Annotated in this window: 22 protein-coding genes; 15 read left to right on the forward strand and 7 right to left on the reverse strand. The window is 71.2% G+C overall.

The window, feature by feature from the left end; translation table 11 throughout:
* Positions 1–106: 106 nt before the first annotated feature.
* The 3 genes from ACIQD6_RS22085 to ACIQD6_RS22095 form a co-directional block, all read right to left on the reverse strand.
* Positions 107–1,276, reverse strand: a complete 1,170-nt coding sequence (locus ACIQD6_RS22085; protein ID WP_401884812.1) for a S1C family serine protease — start codon at positions 1,274–1,276, stop codon at positions 107–109.
* Positions 1,277–1,444: 168 nt separating this feature from the next.
* Positions 1,445–2,467, reverse strand: a complete 1,023-nt coding sequence (locus ACIQD6_RS22090; protein WP_401884814.1) for a LacI family DNA-binding transcriptional regulator — start codon at positions 2,465–2,467, stop codon at positions 1,445–1,447.
* 24 nt (positions 2,468–2,491) lie between these two features.
* A complete protein-coding gene (locus ACIQD6_RS22095) occupies positions 2,492–3,361 on the reverse strand; it encodes a winged helix-turn-helix domain-containing protein (protein ID WP_401884816.1) in 870 nt (289 codons plus the stop codon).
* Between the two features lie 235 nt (positions 3,362–3,596).
* Between ACIQD6_RS22095 and ACIQD6_RS22100 the strand changes: the two genes are divergently transcribed.
* The 4 genes from ACIQD6_RS22100 to ACIQD6_RS22115 all read left to right on the forward strand — a co-directional run bounded on the left by ACIQD6_RS22100 (position 3,597) and on the right by ACIQD6_RS22115 (position 7,287).
* Positions 3,597–4,457, forward strand: a complete 861-nt coding sequence (locus ACIQD6_RS22100) for an alpha/beta hydrolase (RefSeq protein WP_401884817.1) — start codon at positions 3,597–3,599, stop codon at positions 4,455–4,457.
* Positions 4,458–4,616: 159 nt separating this feature from the next.
* Positions 4,617–4,871 carry a MoaD/ThiS family protein gene (locus ACIQD6_RS22105; protein WP_401884818.1) on the forward strand — a complete coding sequence of 85 codons (255 nt, stop codon included), beginning with the start codon at positions 4,617–4,619 and terminating at the stop codon, positions 4,869–4,871.
* Positions 4,872–4,881: 10 nt separating this feature from the next.
* Positions 4,882–6,249, forward strand: a complete 1,368-nt coding sequence (locus ACIQD6_RS22110; RefSeq protein ID WP_401884820.1) for a hypothetical protein — start codon at positions 4,882–4,884, stop codon at positions 6,247–6,249.
* Between the two features lie 288 nt (positions 6,250–6,537).
* Positions 6,538–7,287 carry a DUF2993 domain-containing protein gene (locus ACIQD6_RS22115; RefSeq protein WP_401884821.1) on the forward strand — a complete coding sequence of 250 codons (750 nt, stop codon included), beginning with the start codon at positions 6,538–6,540 and terminating at the stop codon, positions 7,285–7,287.
* 26 nt (positions 7,288–7,313) lie between these two features.
* Here the strand turns inward: ACIQD6_RS22115 and sigJ are convergent, their stop codons facing one another.
* The gene (gene sigJ / locus ACIQD6_RS22120; RefSeq protein ID WP_401884822.1) at positions 7,314–8,222 is read right to left on the reverse strand and encodes an RNA polymerase sigma factor SigJ; all 909 of its coding nucleotides are present in this window, start codon (positions 8,220–8,222) and stop codon (positions 7,314–7,316) included.
* Positions 8,223–8,325: 103 nt separating this feature from the next.
* On the opposite strand from sigJ, the gene ACIQD6_RS22125 reads away from it, so the two are divergent.
* On the forward strand, positions 8,326–8,688 hold the full coding sequence (locus ACIQD6_RS22125; RefSeq protein WP_401884823.1) for a hypothetical protein: 363 nt from the start codon (positions 8,326–8,328) through the stop codon (positions 8,686–8,688).
* A 15-nt stretch (positions 8,689–8,703) separates the two neighbouring features.
* Here the strand turns inward: ACIQD6_RS22125 and ACIQD6_RS22130 are convergent, their stop codons facing one another.
* On the reverse strand, positions 8,704–11,868 hold the full coding sequence (locus ACIQD6_RS22130; RefSeq protein WP_401884825.1) for a SpoIIE family protein phosphatase: 3,165 nt from the start codon (positions 11,866–11,868) through the stop codon (positions 8,704–8,706).
* A 592-nt stretch (positions 11,869–12,460) separates the two neighbouring features.
* On the opposite strand from ACIQD6_RS22130, the gene ACIQD6_RS22135 reads away from it, so the two are divergent.
* The 4 genes from ACIQD6_RS22135 (at position 12,461) to ACIQD6_RS22150 (ending at position 14,664) form a co-directional block, all read left to right on the forward strand.
* Complete coding sequence (locus tag ACIQD6_RS22135; protein WP_401884827.1) at positions 12,461–13,300, forward strand: sulfurtransferase; 840 nt, start codon at positions 12,461–12,463, stop codon at positions 13,298–13,300.
* Positions 13,301–13,329: 29 nt separating this feature from the next.
* Positions 13,330–13,617, forward strand: coding sequence for a DUF1416 domain-containing protein (locus tag ACIQD6_RS22140; RefSeq protein ID WP_028439550.1), 288 nt, complete (start codon positions 13,330–13,332; stop codon positions 13,615–13,617).
* Between the two features lie 264 nt (positions 13,618–13,881).
* Entirely contained in the window at positions 13,882–14,145 is a 264-nt protein-coding gene (locus tag ACIQD6_RS22145) for a DUF3099 domain-containing protein (protein ID WP_401884828.1), read from the forward strand.
* A gap of 111 nt (positions 14,146–14,256) precedes the next feature.
* The gene (locus ACIQD6_RS22150) at positions 14,257–14,664 is read left to right on the forward strand and encodes an ester cyclase (protein ID WP_401884830.1); all 408 of its coding nucleotides are present in this window, start codon (positions 14,257–14,259) and stop codon (positions 14,662–14,664) included.
* An 18-nt stretch (positions 14,665–14,682) separates the two neighbouring features.
* Here ACIQD6_RS22150 and ACIQD6_RS22155 read toward each other — a convergent pair whose 3' ends face one another.
* A complete protein-coding gene (locus ACIQD6_RS22155; RefSeq protein WP_401884832.1) occupies positions 14,683–15,054 on the reverse strand; it encodes a DsrE family protein in 372 nt (123 codons plus the stop codon).
* 479 nt (positions 15,055–15,533) lie between these two features.
* Here ACIQD6_RS22155 and ACIQD6_RS22160 point away from each other — a divergent pair, with 479 nt between their 5' ends.
* From ACIQD6_RS22160 to ACIQD6_RS22170, 3 genes are all read left to right on the forward strand, one after another.
* A complete protein-coding gene (locus ACIQD6_RS22160; protein WP_401884833.1) occupies positions 15,534–16,106 on the forward strand; it encodes an FABP family protein in 573 nt (190 codons plus the stop codon).
* Between the two features lie 61 nt (positions 16,107–16,167).
* On the forward strand, positions 16,168–16,605 hold the full coding sequence (locus ACIQD6_RS22165) for a Fur family transcriptional regulator (RefSeq protein WP_401884834.1): 438 nt from the start codon (positions 16,168–16,170) through the stop codon (positions 16,603–16,605).
* Positions 16,606–16,686: 81 nt separating this feature from the next.
* Complete coding sequence (locus ACIQD6_RS22170; RefSeq protein WP_401884835.1) at positions 16,687–17,652, forward strand: YgfZ/GcvT domain-containing protein; 966 nt, start codon at positions 16,687–16,689, stop codon at positions 17,650–17,652.
* 132 nt (positions 17,653–17,784) lie between these two features.
* On the opposite strand, the gene dtd is transcribed toward ACIQD6_RS22170, so the two are convergent.
* The gene (gene dtd, locus ACIQD6_RS22175; RefSeq protein WP_401884837.1) at positions 17,785–18,222 is read right to left on the reverse strand and encodes a D-aminoacyl-tRNA deacylase; all 438 of its coding nucleotides are present in this window, start codon (positions 18,220–18,222) and stop codon (positions 17,785–17,787) included.
* 489 nt (positions 18,223–18,711) lie between these two features.
* Between dtd and ACIQD6_RS22180 the strand changes: the two genes are divergently transcribed.
* The 3 genes from ACIQD6_RS22180 (at position 18,712) to ACIQD6_RS22190 (ending at position 21,863) form a co-directional block, all read left to right on the forward strand.
* Positions 18,712–19,368: an ABC transporter substrate-binding protein gene (locus tag ACIQD6_RS22180; RefSeq protein WP_401884839.1), complete on the forward strand. Its 657-nt coding sequence runs from the start codon at positions 18,712–18,714 to the stop codon at positions 19,366–19,368.
* A gap of 107 nt (positions 19,369–19,475) precedes the next feature.
* Positions 19,476–20,423 carry an asparaginase gene (locus tag ACIQD6_RS22185; RefSeq protein ID WP_401884997.1) on the forward strand — a complete coding sequence of 316 codons (948 nt, stop codon included), beginning with the start codon at positions 19,476–19,478 and terminating at the stop codon, positions 20,421–20,423.
* Between the two features lie 198 nt (positions 20,424–20,621).
* Complete coding sequence (locus ACIQD6_RS22190; RefSeq protein WP_401884841.1) at positions 20,622–21,863, forward strand: GNAT family N-acetyltransferase; 1,242 nt, start codon at positions 20,622–20,624, stop codon at positions 21,861–21,863.
* Positions 21,864–21,947 lie beyond the last annotated feature (84 nt).

A 21,947-nucleotide genomic window follows, 5' to 3' on the forward strand; every position in this document is an offset into this window, starting at 1 on the left:
GCTTCTTCGGCTTCTTCGGTGATCTCTTCGGTGATCTCTTCAGTGATCCTTCGGTGATCTCTTTGGCGACCGCCCTCGATCACGTCCGGATCAGGTCCCGATCAGGTCAGTTGTCGCCTCCGGAGCGGAGGCTCGCGAGATCCGCCTTGACCGTGTTGATCGGGATGGCGAAGCCCAGGCCGACGCTTCCGGCACTGGAGTCACTGCCGGCGGACGCCGAACTCGGCGCGTACATCGCGGAGTTGATGCCGATGATCTGGCCGTTCATATTGATCAGCGCACCACCCGAGTTCCCCGGGTTGAGCGAGGCGTCGGTCTGGAGCGCCTTGTACGTGGTCTTCGAGGACCCGGTGTCCCCGTTGAACTGCTGCCCGCCGAACTCGAACGGCCAGCTGCCGCCGCCCTGCTGCTGTTGCTGTTGTTGCTGCTGCTGCCCCTGGTCCTCGTCCTTGGCCACGGTGACATCCCGGTTCAGGGCCGAGATGATGCCGCTGGTGACGGTGCCGGTCAGGCCCTCGGGGGAGCCGATCGCCACGACCTCGTCGCCGACCTTCACCTGGCTGGAGTCGCCGAGCGAGGCCGTCTTGAGGCCGCTCGCGCCTTCCAGCTTGATGAGCGCGAGGTCCTTGTCGGGGTCGGTACCGACGACGTTCGCGGTGTACGACTTGCCGTCGTCGAGCTGGACCTTCACCGACGAGGCACCGGAGACGACATGGTTGTTGGTGACGATCTCGCCGTCGGACGTGATGATCACCCCGGAGCCCGTGGCCTGGCCGCCTGTGGTCGTCGCGATGATCTCGACGATGGCCGGGGAGACCGCCTGGGCGACGCCGGAGACCGTGCCCTTGCTGCTCTGCGAGACCGTCGTACCGCTGACGGTCGTACCGCCGCCGTTCGAGCCGTTGTCGGCGTACTGCCCGACGAGTGTGGCCGTACCGCCGCCGATGACCGCCGCCGCGATCGCCACGGCCGCGAGCAGCGCGACCGGCCCCCTGGCCCGGCGTGCCGTCGTGGCGCCGCCGTGCGCGTGGTGGTGGGGCGGGACGGGAGGAACGGGGGGAACCGGAGGACCGTACGCGGGCGGCGGCGGCCAGGCGCCGCTGCCCTGGGCGCCGTGGACACCCTGAACGCCGTGGACGCTCTGGGCCGGGGCTCCGTGAGGCTGAGAACCGTGGGGCTGAGAACCGTGAGACTGAGACCCGTGGGACGGGAACCCCTGGGTGGGGTGCTGCTCTTCGCTGCCTTCGTCGCCGTAACGGCGGTCATGGTCGGTCATGTATATGACTGTCGGCGCTGGAGATGAGAACGGGCTGAGGACGCTCTGAGAAGCCCGACAGAACCGCGTATGCCCGATATAAGGCTGCCCCGAAGGGGTGCTTCAGCGGCTCCGGTCCACCACGCCTGCTCCGCGTGTCCTACGCGCAGGACGCGCGCTACGCGTGCCCTACGCGCAGCCGCAGGACTTCCGTACGACCAGCGCCGACGGGAACTGCTTCACCCGTTCCCGGCGCGATCCCGCCACCCGCAGCCCCTCGTCCAGCACCAGGTCCACCGCCGCCCGCGCCATCGCCGGCCGGTCCGAGGAGACCGTCGTCAGCGGCGGATCGGTGAGCCCGGCTTCCTTGACGTCGTCGAAGCCCGCCACGGCCAGCTCGCCGGGGACGTCGAGCCGCAGCTCGCGGGCCGCGCGCAGTACGCCGAAGGCCTGGTCGTCGGTGGAGCAGAAGATCGCCGGGGGCCGGTCGGGGCCGGCCAGCAGCTCCAGCGCGACCTGGTAGGCGTCGTACCGGTTGTACGGGGCCTGGAAGAGGCGTCCCTCCAGCGACCGGCCCGCCTCCAGCATCGCCCGCCGCCAGCCCTCGACATGGTCGGCCACCGGGTCGCCGACGGCCGGGGTGGACTCGACCCCGCCGAGGCAGGCCACGTACGGGTGCCCGTGCTCCAGCAGGTGCCGGGTGGCGAGCTGGGCGCCGCCGATGTCGTCCGTGACGACCGCGACGTCGTCGATCGCCTCGGGCCGCTCGTGCAGCAGCACGACCCGGGCGTCCCAGGCCTCGATCTCGGCGGCGGCTCGCTCGCTCGGGCCCTGGCTGACCAGGATCAGCCCGGAGACCCGCATCCCGAGGAAGGCCCGCAGGTAGTGGACCTCGCGCTCGTCGCGGTAGTCGGAATTGCCGACGAGGACCATTTTCCCGCGCTCGGCCGCGGCCTGTTCGACCGCGTGCGCCATCTCCGCGAAGAAGGGCTGCCGGGCGTCGGGCACGACCATGCCTATGAGGTCGGTACGCCGCGAGGCCATCGCCTGGGCGACCCGGTCGGGCCGGTAGCCCAGCTCCTTGATCGCGGCGACCACCCGCTCGCGCGTGGCCGGGGCGACCGGCCGGGGTCCGTTGTTGATGACGTAGCTGACGACCGCGGTCGACGTACCCGCCAGTCGTGCCACATCGTCCCGCGTCACCTTGGCCACGCGCGGCAGTCTACGCGTGGTGACCTACCGGTTGGCAGGCCGTACCGCGGGTTCCTGCGCGGAGACCGGCCCGGCGGTCGTCCCATGATCACCGGGCTGCCCGAGGGCCTCGGACTCCTCGGCCCTCTCGGCCTTCTCGTGCCGGGGCTCGTGCGCCGGGGAGTTGTTGGCCGCGGCCTTCGCCCTGGCCTCCTCGGACCCGCGGTCGACCCCGCGCTCGACCTTCTCCGGGGCGACGAAGCGGTAGCCCACGTTCCGCACGGTCCCGATGAGCGACTCGTACTCGGGGCCGAGCTTGGCGCGCAGCCGCCGTACGTGGACGTCGACCGTCCGCGTACCGCCGAAGTAGTCGTACCCCCAGACCTCCTGGAGGAGCTGGGCCCGGGTGAAGACCCGGCCGGGGTGCTGCGCGAGGTACTTGAGCAGCTCGAACTCCTTGAAGGTCAGGTCGAGGACCCGTCCCTTCAGCTTCGCGCTGTACGTCGCCTCGTCCACCGACAGATCACCGTTGCGGATCTCCATCGGGGAGTCGTCGGTCGAGATCTGCTGGCGGCCCATCGCGAGCCGCAGCCGCGCCTCGACCTCGGCCGGACCGGCGGTGTCGAGCAGTACGTCGTCGATGCCCCAGTCGGCGGTGACGGCGGCGAGGCCGCCCTCGGTCACGACGAGGATGAGCGGGCAGCCGGGTCCGGTGGACCGCAGCAGCTGGCAGAGCGACCGCACCTGCGGAAGGTCGCGCCGGCCGTCGACGAGGATGACATCGGCACCAGGAGTGTCGACGAGAGCGGGCCCTTCGGCGGGAGCCACCCGCACGTTGTGGAGCAACAGTCCGAGGGCGGGCAGCACCTCCGTCGAGGGCTGAAGAGCATTGGTCAGAAGCAGCAGAGAACTCATCGCCGCTCACCTGCCTCGGTCGCCATTGCCTGGTTCGCCTTGGTCGGGCGGTTCGCCTGGGTCGGGCTGTAGTCGTACACGATTCGCTTGCCCATTACGTCGGTTCCTCCTCGGTCCCTGCGAGGACGTATGCGGCACTGCATGTGTCATGTCATCTGTCTGTAACAACGGACGGGAAACACAAAAGGACCCGGGGGCTACATTGCCCGGATCCTCTTCACAGAGAATAACGCACATGCGCGCCATGTCAGAGGGGCAAGACCGCAGATCACTGGTTCCCTCGACCCCTCCGGGCACCCTGCGAGGGGCCCTCAGGACCACCGACGGCATCAGCATCCAGGCGGTGTACGAGCCATGTACGGAAGGTTTCGAGGGCGATTTCCCGAAGGACTGCGGGACCGCAATCGTGATTGCCCACGGATTCACCGGTTCGGCGGAGCGCCCAGCCGTGCGGCGTACGGCGCGCGTATTCCGGCAGTATGCGGCGGTGGTCACATTTTCATTTCGGGGCCACGGCCGTTCGGGTGGGCGCTCCACCGTCGGCGACCGCGAGGTCCTCGACCTGGCGGTCGCTGTGGAATGGGCCCGCGCGCTCGGGCACACCCGCGTCGTGACGGTGGGCTTCTCGATGGGCGGATCGGTCGTCCTGCGGCATGCGGCGCTGTACAGGGGGCGCACCGAAGCGCGGACCGACGCGGTGGCCTCCGTGAGCGCGCCCGCGCGTTGGTACTACCGGGGCACGGCCCCGATGCGCCGCCTGCACTGGGTGGTGACCCGCCCCGCCGGACGGCTGGTCGGCCGGTACGGATTGCATACACGCATCCACCACCGGGACTGGGATCCGGTGCCGCTCTCGCCGGTCGAGTCGGTCCCGCTGATCGCGCCGACCCCGCTGCTCGTCGTGCACGGCGACCGTGACCCGTATTTCCCGCTGGACCATCCGCGCATGCTGGCGGAGGCGGCAGGGGCCGACGGAGCCGGCGGATCCGGCGGCCCCGCCGAACTGTGGCTGGAGCCGGGCATGGGGCACGCGGAGAACGCGGCGGACGAGGCGCTGCTGGCCCGTATCGCGAGCTGGCTGACGCGGACTGGCTGAGCTGAGGGGACGCGGGCCGGCTGACACGGGCCGCCTGACGGACGCGGGTCTGACGGACACAGGCCGGCTGACACGGGCCGGCTGACGGAGCACCGTCCGTCGGTGTCCGGGCTGTCGGTGCCGTCGGCCATCATGGGAGCCGACGAAAGGGGAGCCGGTATGGCAGCGGGCACGATCCGCTACTGGGCCGCGGCCAAGGCCGCGGCGGGGACGGCGGAGGAGCCGTACGCGGCGGAGAATCTGGCCGACGCGCTCGACGCCGCGCGCCTGAGGCACCCGGGCGAGCTGGCTCGCGTACTCCGGAGATGTTCCTTCCTCGTCGACGGTGCCCCCGTGGGGACCCGTGGCCATGAGACCGTACGGCTTGCCGAGGGCGGCACGGTCGAGGTGCTCCCGCCGTTCGCAGGAGGGTGAAGCGCACAGCATGAGCAACGATCAGCAGTATCCGTACGGTCAGTACGGGGACCAGGGGCACGGCCAGGACCAGGGGCACGGGCAGGGGCACGGGCACGGGCAGATCCCGGGGCAGGACGACCCGTACCCGGGCGCCGGTGGTCAGGACCCTCGGGACTCCCAGGGCTCCCAGGGCTGGGCCGAGCCTCAGCAGCAGGCCCAGGCGCAGCAGGAGCAGGCCGTCGCGCAGACGTGGGAAGGCCAGACCTGGGACACCCAGTACCAACCGCAGGTCCAGTGGCAGCAGGACGCGCAGGGGCAGCCGCCGCAGCAGGCGCCGTACGCCCCGCAGGCACCGCAGACGCCGTACGCGCCGCAGACCCCACAGGCTCCGTACGCGCCGCAGGGACCGGCGCAGGCCTATCAGCCGCAGCAGGCCGCCTCGGCCGCCGACACCGCGTATCTGCCGCCTCAGGGCGGCTACTCGCAGCCGCAGGAGCCCCCGGCTGCGGCGCGGGCAGCCACTCCGCCCCCCGCCCAGCAGGCTCCCGCGCAACCGGCTCCCGCTCAGCCGGCTCCCGCCACGGGACCGGGAGCGGACGGCAACGGGTACAGCGCGCCCACCACCCTCAGCAGCGGCCGGATGACCGCCGCCCAGCGCGCCCGCGCCGAGGGCCGGTCGCCGATCATCCCGCCGGGCATGCAGCCGGCGGGGCTGACCGCCCTGCTCGGCCTGCTGCTGGCCGGGGGCGCGGCCATCGGCACGTACGGGCTGGTCGTCCCGCTCGTCCTGCTCCAGGCCGTCACGGCGGCGGGCTGGTTCCGGCTGAACGGCATGTGGCCGGCCCGGCAGGGCATCGCGCTCGCCTTCCTCGGCGGCGTCACCGCCGACATCGTGCTGCTCACCGTCGGCAGGGAGAACGCCCCGGCCGCGATCATCGGGACGCTCGGCGTGTGGGTGCTGCTCACCGTCGTCCTGCAACTGCGCAGTCGCGCGGGCGCCGACGAGCGGATGCAGGGCCTGATGGCCACCGTCGCCTCGGCCGCCCTCACGATCCTCGCCACCGGTCATCTCGCGGCCGTACCGGACGCGGTGGTGGTCGGCGCTGTGGCCGTCGCGGCGGCGACGGTGGCCCGTGCGCTGCCGCTGTCGGGAGCCGCGTCCGTCGTGGTCGCCCTGCTCGCGGCGGCGGGCGCCGGGGTCGCGGCCGGCGGGATGACGGCCCTGGGCGCCGAGGGCGCGCTGCTGGGTCTCGGAGCGGGGGTCTGCGCGCTGGTCGGCCTGCGGGCGGCGAGCTACGACTATCCGTCCCGCTTCGTGCACATGACGGCCGGGGTCGCCCTGCCGCTCACGGCCGCCGCACCGGCCGTCTATCTGCTCGGACGCGCCCTGGCCTGACGGGGATTCAGACCGGCCTGGCCCCCGGTCAGGCCGGCCTGACCGGGGGCCAGGCCGGTCTGAACCGACCGGGGGCCAGGGGGCCTGACAGGGAGTCCGACGCAGGTCCGACGCGGGTCCGACGCGGGTCCGACGCAGGTCCGACGCGGGTCTGACGAACCGCCAGGGAACCACGGCCCCCCGCCGAACGTCGATCTCTCCGGCACCAGACGGTGCCGACCGGCGTTACGCTCACGGTCGTCGGGGGCCGGGGAACACAGAGAATGACCAGGGTGGGGGCACCGAGCAATGCGTGCACTACGAATACTGCTGATACTCGCCGTCGTCTTCGGCGGACTGTTCGTCGCCGCCGACCGGGGGGCCGTGTACTTCGCCGAGGGTCAGGTGGCCGACCGGATCAAGTCGAGTCAGGGGCTGACCTCCGACCCCAAGGTCTCCATCAAGGGCTTCCCGTTCCTGACCCAGGTCCTGAACTCCTCGCTGGACCAGGTCGACATCAGCATCGACGGCGTCAGCGCCTCGGCGGACGGCCACGATGTCCAGGTGACCGAGGTCAAGGCCGAACTCAAGGACGTCAAGATCGACAGCAGCTTCTCGTCCGCGACCGCCGCGCGGGCCAACGGTTCCGCGCACATCTCGTACGGGGATCTGGCCAAGTCGGCGCCGCCCGGCTCGACCATCGGTTACGCGGGGCCCGAGCGGGCCGCCGAGGGACAGGTCAAGCTCTCGGGGCCGCTGGCGGACGTACTGGACGGCGCGGGCATCGATCTTCCGCAGCCGGTGAAGGCGCTGCTCGGCGACCGGGACGTCAGCATGTACAGCACGGTGTCGATCGAGAACGGCAACACCGTCCGGCTGCGCGCCAAGACCCTTCCCACACTGCCGATTCCGGGCCTGACCGACCAGATCCGGGACGTGGTCGACTACGACCTCAAGATCGACGGAATCCCGTCGACCATCAAGCTCGACCAGGTCACGGCCACGCAGGACGGCCTCCGCTTCTCCGGCGCGGGCACGAACATCTCGCTCGCGGGGTAGGCGGAGGCGGGGCTTTCGCAACACGCCTAGCGTCTGTCCCGCGCCCACGGCCGCAGCTTCTCCGGATTGCGGACCGCCCAGATGCGGGTGACGCGGCCGTCGGCGACATCGAACGAGGCTACGGTCATGACGGCGCCGGCCCGCCGGGCCACCAGGCCCGGCACACCGTTGACCGACCGCTCCAGGAGTTCGAGCCCCGGAGCCTTGTCGGCGATGGCGACCAAGTACTGGGCGATGCGCGCACCGCCTTCGATCGGGCGCAGGACGGTACCGACCAGGCCGCCGCCGTCGGCGGTCATCACCGCGGCCGGGTCGAGGAGTTCGACGAGGGCCGCGATGTCCTTGGTCTCCCATGCCTCTTTGACATGCCGCACCGTGTCGGCCTGCCCGGCCCCGGCCGCCGTCACCGGAGTCCGCGCGACACGCACCCGCCGCCGGCCGGAGGCCGCGAGCTGCTTGCATGCCGCGGGGGTCCGGCCGAGGATGCCGGCGATCTCGGCGAAGGGGTACCGGAAGACGTCGTGCAGGACGAACGCCACCCGCTCGGCGGGTGTCATCGACTCCAGGACGACGAGGAAGGCCATGGTCACCGATTCGTCCAGGACCATCTGGTCGGCGGGGTCGGTGCCGTGGCCATGGTCCCACTCGGCGTGGTCGGGCAGCGGATCGGGCAACCACGCGCCGACGTAGCGTTCACGCCGGGCCCGCGCCGAGCCGAGCACGTCCAGGCAGATGCGGCCGGTCACCGTCGTCAGCCAGGCACCGGGGGACACGATCTCGTCCCGCCGGCTTCGCGGCAGCGCGTACCAGCGCGCGTAGGCCTCCTGCACAGCGTCCTCGGACTCGGCCAGTGAACCGAGCAACCGGTAGGCGACATTGATCAGTTGGGGCCGCTCACCGGCTGTCCCACCGCTGCTCACCCCAGCCGTGCCCATGCTCGCGACCGCCTCCTCGCCTTACCTTTCGCGGGCCCGCGTCGTCGGACTGGTGAGACCTTATCGATCTACTGCCCCCCGGGGCGGAAAAGGGGACCGTGGCATGGCAACCCAGGCGACGGCACAGCACCGCTTCTCGTTTCTGCAGATCGCGATCGCCGTCCAGACCCTGACCATCTTCCTTCAAGCGGTCTCCGCCGGACTGCTGTTGACCTCGTCCTACGGAGAGATGCTGCACAGTGCCGGAGCCCGCGTGATGTACGGGGCGTCGATGCTGTATGTGCTCGCGGCAGTGCTGGCGTGGAAGCCGGGCGGCGGCTCGCCCCGGCCCATCCGGCACGCGTCCGGCTTCCTTGTCCTCGCCTCGGTCCAGGTCGTGCTCGGCATCGCGCACATACCGTCGGTCCATCTCCCCCTGGGCGTCGCGATGTTCGGACTGAGCGTGCTGGCGCTGGCGCGGCGCTGAAGCCCTGTACGGAACCTAGCCGAGCGGCTGCTCGGTCCAGATGACCTTGCCGGTGGGTGTATAGCGCGTACCCCATCGCTTGGCGAGCTGGGCGACCAGGAAGAGGCCGCGTCCGCCCTCGTCCGTCGTACGCGCCCGGCGCATCCGCGGGGAGGTGCTGCTGCCGTCCGAGACCTCGCAGATCAGCGTGCGGTCACGGAGCAGCCGCAGGCCGATGGGGGCGTCGCCGTAGCGGATCGCGTTGGTGACCAGCTCGCTGGCGATCAGCTCGGTGACGAAGGCCAGCTCGGACAGGCCCCACCGGTCCAGGCACTCGGTGACCGCCGTACGCACACGGGAGACGGCCGCCGGGTCGGACGGCAGTTCCCAGTGCGCGGCCTGGTCGGCGCCCAGCGCGCGGGTACGGGCGACGAGCAGGGCGATGTCGTCGCAGGGACGGTCGGGCAGCATGGCGCCCAGGACCGCCTGACAGGTCTCCTCTGGGGTCCGGCGGGTCTCCTCCGGGGTAAGGCCTCCGCCCGGCAGATCCGGGGTCCGGCCCCCGGACCGGGGCTGTGACCGGGGCCGGACTTCCGGCCCGCCGGACGGGACGGTGAGGGTACGGCGCAGCAGGTCGAGCCCGACGTCGATGTCCCGCTCACGCTGCTCCACGAGACCGTCGGTGTAGAGCACCAGTTGGGTGCCTTCGGGCACCTCGACATCGACGGTCTCGAAGGGCAGGCCGCCGCCCAGGCCCAGCATCTGGCCGCCGGGCAGGTCGAGGAATTCCACGGTGCCGTCCGGCAGGACGAGCACGGGCGGCGGGTGGCCGGCCCGCGCGAAGGTGCACACCCGTGTCACCGGGTCGTACACCGCGTACAGGCAGGTGGCCCCCACGGTCCCGTCGCCCGTACCGCCCGGATCCGCGTTCATGTCGAGCTGGGCCACCAGGTCGTCCAGCTGCGTGAGGACCTCGTCCACGGACAGGTCGAGCGCGGAGAAGTTGTGGATGGCCGTACGCAGGCGGCCCATGGCGGCCGCGGCGTGCACGCCGTGTCCGACGACATCGCCGACGGCGAGCGCGACCCGGGCGCCGGAGAGCGGGATGACGTCGAACCAGTCGCCCCCCGCCCCCGAGTGGGCGGGCAGGTAGCGGTACGCGGCGTCGACGGCGTTCTGCGGCGGCAGGCTGTGCGGGAGCAGGCTGCGCTGAAGGGCCAGCGCCATGGTGTGTTCGCGGGTGTAGAGGCGGGCGTTGTCGATGCACGTGGCCGCTCGCCGCGCCAGTTCCTCCGCGAGCGAGAGGTCGTCGTCCTCGAAGGGCTCGGGACGTTCGGAACGGTAGAAGCCGACGACTCCGAGGATGGTCCCCCGCGCGACCAGCGGAACGGTGATCAGCGAATGGATGCCGTGACGCAGCACCTCTCCGCCGCGAGCGGGATCCTGTTCGAGCCAGCCGGATGCCGCGAGGACCGGCTCCAGCACCGCGTCGCCGGTGGCGAGGGAGCGTGCCTGCGGCGTCGAGGGCACGTAGCGCATGACATCGCCGATATCGAAGAGAGGGGCGTCCGGGCGGATGCCCCCGACGGCCACCCGGTGCAGGCCGTCCTCCGTGCGGATCGGCTCGTCGCCCGAGAGCACGGCCTCCGGCAGGTCGACCGTCACATAGTCCGCGAGTCCGCGTACGGCGACCTCGGCCAGTTCCTCGGCGGTCCTGGTCACGTCGAGCGTGGTACCGATGGCGACCCCGGCCTCGGCGAGCAGGCCCAGGCGCCGCCGCGCCAGCAGCGCGATGCTGCTCACTCCCGAGTCGCCGACCGCCAGCAGGCACTTGTCCATGGCGGCCGTCAGCTCCTCGGCCGTGGCGGCGGAGAAGCCGCCGGGGCCGGGGGCGGCGGGTGCGGCGGCGGGCGGGGTGGTGAGAGCGGTGACGGGCGCGGGCTCCGGCGCGGGCGTGAGCTCCGGCGTGGGAGCGGGCGCGGGCGCGGGCTCCGGCGTGGGCCGGGAGTGGGCGACGCCGCCGGGCAGGATGAGGGCGGTCGCCTGCGTACGGTCGGGGCCGCCGGTGCCGTCCGTACGGCCTCTGCCGGGGGTGGCCGTACCGGAGGGGTCCGCACCGAAGGCGGCTGTTCGGCCGACACCAGGGGCCTCTGTTCGGCCGGCACCGCCGCCGGTCGTGTCGGTCGCCACGTGCCGCAGCGTCCCGCCCGGCAGAGCGACCTCGACGACCACGCCCGTACCGCTGCTCCTGCTGCCTCTGCTGCTCGTACCGCCCGTACTGCCCGTACCGGCTGTGCTGCCCGTACGGTCCGTGCCGCTCGTGCCGCCGGTACCGGGTGGTGCGCCGTTGGCCGCGCCGCGCGGTGAAGCGTTGATCGCGTGGGCGAGGAGTACGGCCGTACCGCCTCCGGAGAGCCGTATCTCGGTGATGGCCGTACGCCCGGCGGAGATCAGTTCGGCCGCGCGTTCCTGAAGGGTGAGCCGGTCGCGCGGGCTCAGGCCGTCGCCGGCGCCGGTCGCCTGCGGGAGGAGGCCCGAGCCGGCCCGGGTGGCGAGAAACGTCCGGTACAGGGCGCGTTCCCTCGCCTGGGTACGGTCCAGCAGTGCCCGCTCGATGTCGCGCGCCGCCTCGCGTACGAGCGGGAGCATGGCCGGGTCGGCGTCGCGCTCGAAGCAGGTGAGGTCGAGCGCGCCCAGCACCTGGCCGCTCAGCGGGTCCCTGATGGGGGCCGCCGCGCAGGCGAGGAGCCGCATGGCGTCGGCGAAGTGCTCGCGGCCGTAGACGAAGGCGGGCTTTCTCTCCGCCAGTGCCGTACCCATGCCGTTCGTACCGGTGGACTCCTCGGCGAAGCCGAAGCCGGGGGCGAGCCGCAGCCGGTCGAGCGAACTGTTGAGGGACGGCTCCCCGACCCGGCGGTCCAGCACCCGCGCGCTCGCGTCGCACAGCACGGCGCTCGCGCGGATCCCTGAGATGGTGGAGCCGAGTTCGTCGAGAATCGGCCGGGCGAGCTGGACGAGGGGGCCGGAGAAGTCCAGATCGTCGTGGTACAGCACCTCGACGTGGTCGGCCGTGATGCCGAGCATGCGGCAGCGCTGCCAGGACGCCAGAATCGGGCCGCGCACCCGGTCGCCGACCTGCTCGCCCCCGAGGAACTCGTCGTGCGCGGAACCGACGGCCTTGACGTCGTTCCAGTCAGCCACCCGGATCACTTCCCCGGCCCGCTTCGTCGGTTACACGGGCTCATGCCGCTCACGCCTCAGCCTACTCGCGGGGCCTGCCGCGGGAGAGCGGGACCAGCACCCGCAGCGCGCGGGACCAGCAGCCGTGCGGCGCGGGATCAGCAGCGGCAGGGCGCGGGAGCAGTAGCCGCGGAGCGCGGGATCAGCCGGATGATGAGACGCTGATGTCCGCTCCGCAGATGGATACCGGGCGAGCGCGCCCGCCCGGCATGCGGGACCCGTACGGACCAGATATCCGTCTCACTCAACGGACGATCGCGTCTCACCATGCGACACACCGGTGACATGGCCGCCAGGACGTCCTTACGATCGAGGTATGAAGCGTCAGGCGGACCTCACGAAGCGGCGGGCAGTAGACCTGTGCCGCGTCGCCGCCATGCTCTGTCGCACTGTCTGAGCGGGATCCTCGACTCCCGCGTTTCCCCGGCCCTTCGAGCATCTCAGGGCCACCCTCCGCGCCGTAAGCAGGCTCTTCTGCCCCGCGCCCGGAAGCCGCACAGCCCCACCGCATCACCGTATCGCCCCGCCGCCCACTGCCCCGGAGGAGAAAAGTATGAGCCGCAGCGACGTTCTGGTAGACGCCGACTGGGTCGAGGCCCACATCGACGACCCGAAGGTTGTCATCGTCGAGGTCGACGAGGACACGTCGGCCTACGAGAAGAACCACATCAAGAACGCCGTCCGGATCGACTGGAAGCAGGACCTCCAGGACCCGGTCAAGCGTGACTTCGTCGACCAGGAGGGCTTCGAGAAGCTCCTGTCGGCCAAGGGCATCGCCAACGACGACACGGTCGTCCTGTACGGCGGCAACAACAACTGGTTCGCGTCCTACGCCTACTGGTACTTCAAGCTGTACGGCCACGACTCGGTCAAGCTCCTCGACGGCGGCCGCAAGAAGTGGGAGCTGGACTCCCGCGACCTGGTCGAGGCTGTCCCGGAGCGCGCCGCCACCTCGTACAAGGCCAAGGCGCAGGACACCTCGATCCGCGCCTTCCGTGACGACGCGGTCGCCGCGATCGGCACGCAGAACCTGGTCGACGTGCGCTCGCCCGACGAGTTCAGCGGCAAGCTGCTCGCCCCGGCGCACCTCCCGCAGGAGCAGTCGCAGCGTCCGGGTCACATCCCGTCCGCCCGCAACATCCCGTGGTCCAAGAACGCCAACGACGACGGCACCTTCAAGTCGGACGAGGAGCTCAAGGCGCTCTACGCCGACGAGCAGGTCGACCTGGCGAAGGACACCGTCGCGTACTGCCGCATCGGTGAGCGCTCCGCGCTCACCTGGTTCGTACTGCACGAGCTGCTCGGCGTCCCGAACGTCAAGAACTACGACGGCTCGTGGACCGAGTACGGCTCGCTCGTCGGCGTGCCGATCGAGCTCGGCGCCAACAAGTAATCACGCCCCGACCTGGAGGACTGAACAGTATGTGTGGAGCACAGGCCGGTGGCCCCGACGCTTCGACGATCAAGCCCGGTGAGACCACCATCCAGGGTTCCGTGACCCGTGACGGCGAGCCCGTCACCGGTTACGTGCGCCTGCTGGACTCGACCGGAGAGTTCACCGCGGAGGTCCCGACCTCGGCGACCGGACAGTTCCGCTTCTACGCGGCCGAGGGCACGTGGACGGTGCGCGCTCTCGTTCCGGGCGGCACGGCGGACCGTACGGTCGTCGCGCAGACCGGCGGTCTCAGCGAGGTCGCGATCGCGGTCTGAGACCGGAGACCGGTTCGCGGTTCGCGGTCCGAGACCGGACAGCGGTCCGCGACCGTTTCGCATCGGCCGAAGGGCCGCACCCCAGGGGGTTGGACGCCACTGGACGGGGTGCGGCCCTTCGGCCGTTCCTGGCTACGGCTACGGCTACGACCACGGCTCCGGCTCACAGACGGCACGTGCGGGACGTACAGACGGCACGTGCGGGACGTACATCCGCCGGGCGGACACCTGTCGGAGGGGCGCTGCCAGTCGTACGCTGAAGGTATGTACGCGCGACGCCGTCGCCGGTATTTCCTGCTCATGGGCGGATGCCTGTTCCTCTTCGTCTCCGCCTGGAGCTTCGTACGGATCTGGTCGATTCCGGCCGCCGTCGGCCTCTGCGTCGCCGCCATGATCATTCCGCCGATCGCGGCCATGGTCGGCAATGCGCGCGGCAAGGACGACCGCTGGTGGGACGACCCGTCGGGCGACCCCAAGTCCGACGAGTGGTGGGACGAGCTGGACGGCAAGAAGCGCGACCGCCGCTAGCCGGCGGGCCACCTCGGGCGGCCGGAACCAGCGTGGATGGCACGAAGGGGCGACTGCTTCACATCCCCTGGATGTGTACACGCCCAGGACCGCAACGTGAAGGAGCGCGTCATGTCGCGCGACAGCAACACCGCCGTCCTGGAGGGCTTTGGATCAGCGGTGAACAGTGACCACCTCGGCGAGCTCGATGAATACGTGGCGCCCGACTCCGTGGACCACGACCCGGCCCCAGGACAGGCTCCCGGACCCGAAGGTTATGAGGAGATGTTCGCCACCATGAGGCGGGCCTTCCCCGATCTGCACATCGAGGTCGAGCACGTCATGGCCACCGACGACGAAATCGCCTTCGCGTACACCATCACGGGCACACATCTCGGTGAACTGATGGGGCGCGGCGCGACGGGAAAGACGGTGAGTTACCGAGGCATGCAGATCAGCCGGTTCGCCGACGGGAAAATGGTCGAGCGCTGGGGGAGCAGCGATGAGCTCGGCATGCTGCGTCAGCTCGATCTCACCTGAGCACTCGATCTCACCTGATCAGTAGACGAGGGCCTGGACGCCGTCCGCCATGATCTCGCTGACGAAGACCTGCGCGCCGGCGATCCGTACCCCTTCGAGTACGTCCGTCTCCGAGATGTCGCGCCTGGCCGCGCACTGCGTGCAGAGCGTGATCCGGCCCGCGGCCTGGATCGACTCGATCAGATCCGGCAGCGCTGCGGCGTGCGGCAGTTCGAACTCCGCCGCCCTGCCCGGCAGCGCGAACCACGCGGACTCGCCCGTCAGCCACAGCGAGACCTCCACCCCGCTGGCCACGGCCACCGCGGCCACCGTGAAGGCCTGGGAACAGCGCTCGGGGGCGTCGGCTCCGGCGGTCACTTTGATCACGAGCTTCTTCGTCGTCGTCGGCATACGCCGAACTGTATTCCGCACCGCCGCACCGCCACACCGCCTCGAAGCACCTCGGAAGCACCTCGGAAGCACCTCGGAAGCACCTCGGAGCACCCCGGAAGCACACCGGAACCACCTCGGCGCTCCCTCCAGCGCTCCCTCACCGCACCTCGACGAGAGGGCCGGTCCCCCACCCATTAGGCTGGTGCCCGGCCCTTGCCGCCCTGGCGCTAGCGATACCGCTACCGCGACCGGCTACCGACACCGCGCATCCGAGGAGCACTCGTGCTTGAGGCTTTCTTCACTTCCCTGCTGATCCTCGTCTGCGTCGGCGTGCTCGCCTTCACCGGCCTGGCCGTGAAGAAGCTGTACCAGGGTCAGCGCTAGGCCGTACCCCAGGGGCTGCCCTACGGCCCCTGGCACGTCCCGGTCCCGATCCCTATCCCTCCGGTCACCTCGCCTCACCTCACCCTCACGCCTACAGATCGTCTGAGCTGCTCATGATCGAGATTCCGTCCGACCTGCACCCGGACCTCGTCCCCCTCGCCTTCCTCCTCGGCAACTGGGAGGGCGTCGGCGTCTTCGATTTCCCCGGTGAGGAAAAGGCCAATTTCGGCCAGGAAGTCACCTTCAGCCATGACGGCCGGGACTTCGTCGAGTACGTCTCGCACACCTGGGCGCTCGACGGCGAGGGCAAGAAGGTCAGGCCGATCGAGTCCGAGTCCGGCTTCTGGCGGATCGACAAGGACCGCAAGGTCGAGGTGGTCATGGTCCGCGACCAGGGCGTCGTGGAGGTCTGGTACGGCGAGCTGGCCGACCAGAAGCCGCAGATCGACCTGGTCACCGACGCGGTGGCCCGTACGGCGGCCTCCGGCCCGTACAGCGGTGGCAAGCGGCTCTACGGCTATGTGAAGAGCGACCTGATGTGGGTGGGCGAGAAGTCCACTCCGGACATCCCGCTGCGCCCGTACATGTCGGCGCACCTGAAGAAGGTCGTGTCCCCGGACCAGGTCGAGGCATGGGCCAAGGACCTCGGTGACCTCCCGGACGACGGCATCGCCTTCTTCAAGTAGACCGGTTTCGCGCGGACCCGACAGGGTCCTCGGTGCGCCCGCGCCTGCCTACACTGGGTACGTGGTGAGCACCGACTGGAAGAGCGATCTGCGGCAGCGCGGCTACCGGCTGACTCCTCAGCGCCAGCTTGTCCTCGAAGCCGTCGACACCCTCGAACACGCGACGCCCGACGACATCCTCGGCGAGGTGCGCAGGACCGCGTCCGGGGTGAACATCTCCACCGTCTACCGGACGCTGGAGCTGCTGGAGGAGCTGGGCCTGGTCTCGCACGCCCATCTCGGGCACGGCGCTCCGACGTACCACCTCGCCGACCGCCACCATCACATCCACATGGTCTGCCGGGACTGTACGAACGTGATCGAGGCGGACGTCGAGATCGCGGCGGAGTTCACCGCCAAGCTGCGGGAGAACTTCGGTTTCACGACGGACATGAAGCACTTCGCGATCTTCGGGCGCTGCCGGACGTGCACGGCCCGCGTCGCGAACGGCGAACCGTGACGACCTGGTGCGCGCCAGCGAGCGGACTCCAGATCGTCAGCGATTCAAGGTGCGGCGGCGTCAAGTCGTAGGCTCGTCACTATGAAAAGCCCTCTGCTGTCCCTGCCCGGAGCTGTCGCAGCCGAAGGACAGGACGAAGGTGTCGCCGCCCACTACGGCGATCTGTTCCGTGAACAGCGCGCCCTCGCCAACGGCACCGGCCTGGTCGACCTCTCGCACCGCGGTGTCGTCGCCGTCACCGGCGACGACCGGCTGAGCTGGCTGCACCTGCTGCTCACCCAGCACGTCAGCGAGCTGCCCGCGGGCCGGGCCACCGAGGCGCTCATCCTCTCCGCGCACGGCCACATCGAGCACGCGCTGTACCTCGTGGACGACGGCGAGACCGTCTGGGCGCACGTCGAGCCGGGCACGCGCGAGGCGCTCATCGCCTATCTGGAGTCGATGAAGTTCTTCTACCGGGTCGAGGTCGCCGACCGTACGGACGACTTCGCGGTCGTGCACCTCCCGGCGGGCTCCATCGCCGAGGTGCCCGAGGGCGTGGTCGTACGGGAGACCCCGCACGGCCGGGATCTCTTCCTGCCCCGTGCCGACCTGGAGTCGTTCGCCGCCGGTCATGGCCCGGCGGCCGGGATCCTCGCGTACGAGGCGCTGCGGATCGAGGGCCACCGGCCGCGCGTCGGCTTCGAGACCGACCACCGGACCATCCCGCACGAGCTGGGCTGGATCGGCAGCGCGGTGCACCTCCAGAAGGGCTGCTACCGGGGCCAGGAGACCGTGGCGCGCGTCCACAACCTGGGGAAGCCGCCGCGCCGGCTGGTCTTCCTGCACCTGGACGGCAGCGAGGTCCACCTGCCGGGGCACGGCACCCCGGTCCGGCTCGCGGCGGACGGGGCCGAGGGGCGCCAGCTGGGCTTCATCACCACCTCGGCCCGCCACCACGAGCTGGGGCCGATCGCGCTGGCCCTGATCAAGCGCAATGTGCCGGTGGACGCGGAGCTGATGGCCGGGGACACGGCGGCGGCGCAGGAAGCGGTCGTGGAGGCCTGAGGACGGCCGTGGAGGCCTGAGAGCGGCCGTGGCGAGGGTTTCGCACACTCCTCACGCCCGCTCCTCACGGACGCTCCCACGGGCGCGTCACCGTCGCATGCCCAGGCCACATATCCACGTCACATATCCACGTCACATGTCCAGGACCACCGTGAACGGGCCGTGGTTCGTGAGCGAGACACGCATCTCCGCTCCGAACCGGCCCGTCTCCACGTGCGCGCCCAGCCCACGGAGGCACGCCACCACCTCGTCGACCAACGGTTCGGCCACCGGGCCCGGCGCCGCGGCGTTCCAGGTGGGGCGGCGGCCTTTGCGGGCGTCCCCGTAGAGAGTGAACTGCGAAATCACCAAGAGCGGGGCGTTCACCTCCGAACAGGACTTCTCGCCCTCCAGTATCCGTATCGACCAGAGCTTCCTGGCCAGCCGCTCGGCCTGCTCCTTGGTGTCCTCGTGGGTGACTCCCACCAGCACACACAGTCCTTCACCGGCGATCTCGCCGACGGTTTCGGTCCCGGACCCGGTCACCGCGACGACGCTCGCGCCGTCGACTCTCTGCACCACTGCACGCATACAGACCAACCTATCGGGGGCCGAACGGGTGCAGACCGCCCCCATGCGTGGGCGCATGAGTGGCACGATGCGGGGAGGGCGGTGCGTTCACGCACCGGTCGAGGGATGGGGGTTCCCAGCGAAGCGAGGGACGGGGTCTCCCCAGCGGAGTGAGGGGAAGTACGCGCGATGAGCACATCTGGAGCCGGGCAGCCGCCCGGTCCCGTACCGACGACCCGTACAACCGGCGGCACAGGAACCGGAACAGCCGGGACAGGCGGCGACACAACCAGTGGTGGTGCCGCAGCGGGCAGCGCCACGGCCGGCAGCGCCACGGCCGGGGGGCCGCGACCACCCGCGCAGCGGACGGGAGCGGGGACGGGCGGAACGGGCCCTGGAAGCACCGGAACGGGCACCGGAGGAACGGGTACGGGCACTACCGGAACAGGCACCACCGGCACGGGCACTACCGGAACGGGAACCCCCGGGACGGGAACCGGCGTCGGGGCCATGGCGGAGACCGTGGCAGGGGCCGGTGCCGGAGCCGTCACAGCAGCCGCCCCGGGGGCCGTGACAGGGACCGCGACGGGATCCGCGACGGGATCCGTGACCGGAACAGTGACCGGAACAGTGACGGGAACCGTGACCGCGACCGGCGCCGGCATCGAGGGCTCGCTGCCCGCTCCCCGGCCGTACGACTTCGCGGTGCTGCGGCTGCCCGAACTGCGCGAGCTGCGCCGGGACTCGCAGCGCGACGAGGCCGACCTGAGCTATCTGCGCCGGCTGCTCCAGGGCCGTATCGACATCCTGCGGGCCGAGTTGGCCCGCCGTACCGCGCCCGAGACACCCGTCGTCGACCGGCTCTCCGAGATCCTCGCCGACACCCCTTCCCGGCACCGCACCTCCGCCCGTCACGTCACGCTCTCCACCCCGCGCCGGGAGGAGTACCGGGTACTGGCCGCCGAGACGCTCGCCGAGGTGGAGCTGTCGGACCTGGAGGCGCGTACGGACGAGGAGTTGCACGCGGCGATGGCGCGGTTGGTCCGTAACGAGCAGCAGTTGTCGCGCCGCCGTCACCAGTTGCAGCGTACGGCCGACGACTGCACGGCGGAGATCGCGCGCAGGTACCGTGAAGGCGAAGCCCAAGTAGACGACCTGCTCACGTGATCCCGCCGCCGGCTTCCCCGACGGGGCCCGCCGGGGTGGGTCCACTCGCCGCTCCGGAAGGCTGACGATGACCAGCACCACCGCCATATCCCCGGCCACGGGCCCGGATCCGGCCCCGGCCCCGGATTCTCGCGGAGGTCGTACGGTCCGGCTTCGCCGAAGGCCGTCACCGCGGATCGCTGGTGCTGCTCGGCGCGGACGGCCGGGTGGAGCTGGAACTGGGCGACCCGGGCGCCCCGGTCTTCCCCCGCTCCAGCAACAAGCCGATGCAGGCGGCGGCGGTGCTGCGCGCCGGGCTCGACCTGTCCGACGAGCGGCTGGCGCTGGCCGCCGCGAGCCATTCGGGCGAGGGCTTCCACCTCGCTCTCGTACGCACGATGCTCACCGAGCACGGGCTGACGGCCGAGGATCTGCGGAACCCGCCGGACCTGCCGCTGGACCCGGTGGAGGCGGAGGCGTACCTCGCGGCCGGCCAGGTGCGTGACCGGGTGACCATGAACTGCTCCGGCAAGCACACCGCGATGCTGGCGGCCTGCGCGCTGAACGACTGGCCGGCGGACAGCTATCTGGACCCGGTCCATCCGCTCCAGAAGCTCGTCCGCATGGTGATCGAGGAAGCCGCCGGGGAGCGGGTCTCGGCGGTCGGTACGGACGGCTGCGGCGCCCCGCTGATGGCGATCGGTCTGACCGGACTCGCCCGCGCCTTCCGCCACTTCGTGCTCGCCGAGCCGGGTACGGCCGAGGGCCGGGTGGCGGACGCGATGCGAGCCCACCCCGAGTACGTCGCCGGCACGCGCCGGTCCGACACCTGGCTGATGCGCGAAGTCCCGGGCACGCTCTCCAAGATGGGCGCGGAGGCGGTCCAGGCGGTGGCCCTGGCGGACGGCCGGGCACTGGCCTTCAAGATCGAGGACGGTGGGAGCCGGGCACTGGGGCCGGTGCTGGCACGCGCGCTCCAACTGCTGGGCGTCGAGGCCGAGGTGGTGGGCCGGATCGGGCGGGCGCCGCTGCTGGGCGGCGACGCGGAGGTCGGGGCGGTCCGGGCCACGTTCTGAGAGCCGGGGCACGGGCGGCCGGGCGCGGGGCAGGCCGGGGCGCGGGCGGCCGGGGCGCGGGGCAGGCCGGGGCGCGGGGCAGGCCGGGGCGCGGGGCAGGCCGGGCGTGGGGCAGGCCGGGCGTGGGGCAGGCCGGGCGTACGGGAACGGTAAAAACGCGGATGCGGCAGGCCGGACGCAGCGCCTAGCGTGCTGACCATGAGCCTTGAGATCCGTACCGTCGCCGCGTCCGAGTTCCCCGACTGGACGCGGGCGCTGGACACCGGGTTTCTGCGCCCGCCGGTCACCTCGGACGAGGTGCTGGCCGATCGCCTCGCCCACAGCGATCCGGCCCGTACGCGCGGCGCCTTCGACAACGGCCGCTGTGTCGGCACCTTCCGGTCCTTCTCCCAGGAGCTCACGACGGTCGGCGGCGCCGTACTGTCCGCCGACGCGGTCAGCAACGTGACCGTGACACCCACGCACCGCCGGCGCGGGCTGCTCAGCCGGATGATGTACGCCGACCTGGCGGAGGCGAAGGAACGCGGTGACGCCGTCGCCACCCTGATCGCCGCGGAGTACCCGATCTACGGGCGGTACGGCTTCGGTCCCGCCGCCTTCACCACCGAGTGGGAGATCGACGTGGTGCGGGCGGGGCTCGACCCACGCCGGCCGGCCCCGGACGACGGCGGCCGGATCGACCTGATCGACGGAGCGGAGGTGCGGAGGACCGGCCCGGAACTGTTCGAACGTTTCCGGCCGCGCCAGCCCGGTACGGTCAGCCGCGACGAACGCTGGTGGCGGATCAACACCGGCGTGACGCCCAACGGGCACCCCTGGACGGAACCCTTCCACGCCGTGTACCGCTCGGCGGCCGGCCTGGTCGAGGGCCTGGTCACATACTCCGCCGACGACACGTGGGGCGATCGCAAACAGCCGCTGAACACCGTGTCCGTACGGAAGTTGATCGCGACGACCCCGGCCGCGGAGCGTGCCCTGTGGCACTTCCTCTGCTCGATCGACTGGGTCACGACGGTCAGGACGGGCCACCGCGCCCCGGACGACCTGCTCCCCCGGTTCCTCCCCGACCCGCGCGCGGCCCGGATCGTGACGCAGGCCGACTTCCTGTGGGTGCGGATCCTCGACTCCGTACGGGCGCTGGAAGCGCGTACGTACGCGGCCCAGGGCACCCTGGTCCTGGAGATCCACGACAAGGCCGGCCTGGCCGGCGGGCGCTTCCGCCTGGACGCGTCTGTGGCGGGCGCGAGCTGCGTTCCGACCGACGAGTCGGCCGATATCACCCTGGATGTACGGGAGTTGGGCGCGCTGTACCTGGGCGACGAATCAGCGGTACGCCTCGCGGCGCTGGGCAGCCTGTCGGAGGAACGCCCGGGCGCGGCGGCGCTCGCGGAGGCGCTCTTCCGTACGCCGCGCCGGCCGTGGTGCCCGGACATCTTCTGAGGCCGACGAGGCCGATGAGGCTGGACCCGGCTTCGTCGCCGACCGGCCAGGGTCACCGCACCCGGCGGGGGCGCGGTGACCGAC

It is taken from the genome of Streptomyces sp. NPDC088400 (assembly GCF_044753355.1).
Taxonomy (GTDB): Bacteria; Actinomycetota; Actinomycetes; order Streptomycetales; family Streptomycetaceae; genus Streptomyces.

What these genes read in the sequence shown, in the direction of transcription:
- ACIQD6_RS22085 (WP_401884812.1), bottom strand. Translation starts at nt 1,276, where the DNA reads ATGACCGACCATGACCGCCGTTACGGCGACGAAGGCAGCGAAGAGCAG.
- ACIQD6_RS22095 (WP_401884816.1), bottom strand. Translation starts at nt 3,361, where the DNA reads ATGAGTTCTCTGCTGCTTCTGACCAATGCTCTTCAGCCCTCGACGGAG.
- ACIQD6_RS22100 (WP_401884817.1), top strand. Translation starts at nt 3,597, where the DNA reads ATGCGCGCCATGTCAGAGGGGCAAGACCGCAGATCACTGGTTCCCTCG.
- ACIQD6_RS22105 (WP_401884818.1), top strand. Translation starts at nt 4,617, where the DNA reads ATGGCAGCGGGCACGATCCGCTACTGGGCCGCGGCCAAGGCCGCGGCG.
- ACIQD6_RS22110 (WP_401884820.1), top strand. Translation starts at nt 4,882, where the DNA reads ATGAGCAACGATCAGCAGTATCCGTACGGTCAGTACGGGGACCAGGGG.
- ACIQD6_RS22115 (WP_401884821.1), top strand. Translation starts at nt 6,538, where the DNA reads ATGCGTGCACTACGAATACTGCTGATACTCGCCGTCGTCTTCGGCGGA.
- sigJ (WP_401884822.1), bottom strand. Translation starts at nt 8,222, where the DNA reads ATGGGCACGGCTGGGGTGAGCAGCGGTGGGACAGCCGGTGAGCGGCCC.
- ACIQD6_RS22125 (WP_401884823.1), top strand. Translation starts at nt 8,326, where the DNA reads ATGGCAACCCAGGCGACGGCACAGCACCGCTTCTCGTTTCTGCAGATC.
- ACIQD6_RS22135 (WP_401884827.1), top strand. Translation starts at nt 12,461, where the DNA reads ATGAGCCGCAGCGACGTTCTGGTAGACGCCGACTGGGTCGAGGCCCAC.
- ACIQD6_RS22140 (WP_028439550.1), top strand. Translation starts at nt 13,330, where the DNA reads ATGTGTGGAGCACAGGCCGGTGGCCCCGACGCTTCGACGATCAAGCCC.
- ACIQD6_RS22145 (WP_401884828.1), top strand. Translation starts at nt 13,882, where the DNA reads ATGTACGCGCGACGCCGTCGCCGGTATTTCCTGCTCATGGGCGGATGC.
- ACIQD6_RS22150 (WP_401884830.1), top strand. Translation starts at nt 14,257, where the DNA reads ATGTCGCGCGACAGCAACACCGCCGTCCTGGAGGGCTTTGGATCAGCG.
- ACIQD6_RS22155 (WP_401884832.1), bottom strand. Translation starts at nt 15,054, where the DNA reads ATGCCGACGACGACGAAGAAGCTCGTGATCAAAGTGACCGCCGGAGCC.
- ACIQD6_RS22160 (WP_401884833.1), top strand. Translation starts at nt 15,534, where the DNA reads ATGATCGAGATTCCGTCCGACCTGCACCCGGACCTCGTCCCCCTCGCC.
- ACIQD6_RS22170 (WP_401884835.1), top strand. Translation starts at nt 16,687, where the DNA reads ATGAAAAGCCCTCTGCTGTCCCTGCCCGGAGCTGTCGCAGCCGAAGGA.
- dtd (WP_401884837.1), bottom strand. Translation starts at nt 18,222, where the DNA reads ATGCGTGCAGTGGTGCAGAGAGTCGACGGCGCGAGCGTCGTCGCGGTG.
- ACIQD6_RS22180 (WP_401884839.1), top strand. Translation starts at nt 18,712, where the DNA reads ATGGCGGAGACCGTGGCAGGGGCCGGTGCCGGAGCCGTCACAGCAGCC.
- ACIQD6_RS22190 (WP_401884841.1), top strand. Translation starts at nt 20,622, where the DNA reads ATGAGCCTTGAGATCCGTACCGTCGCCGCGTCCGAGTTCCCCGACTGG.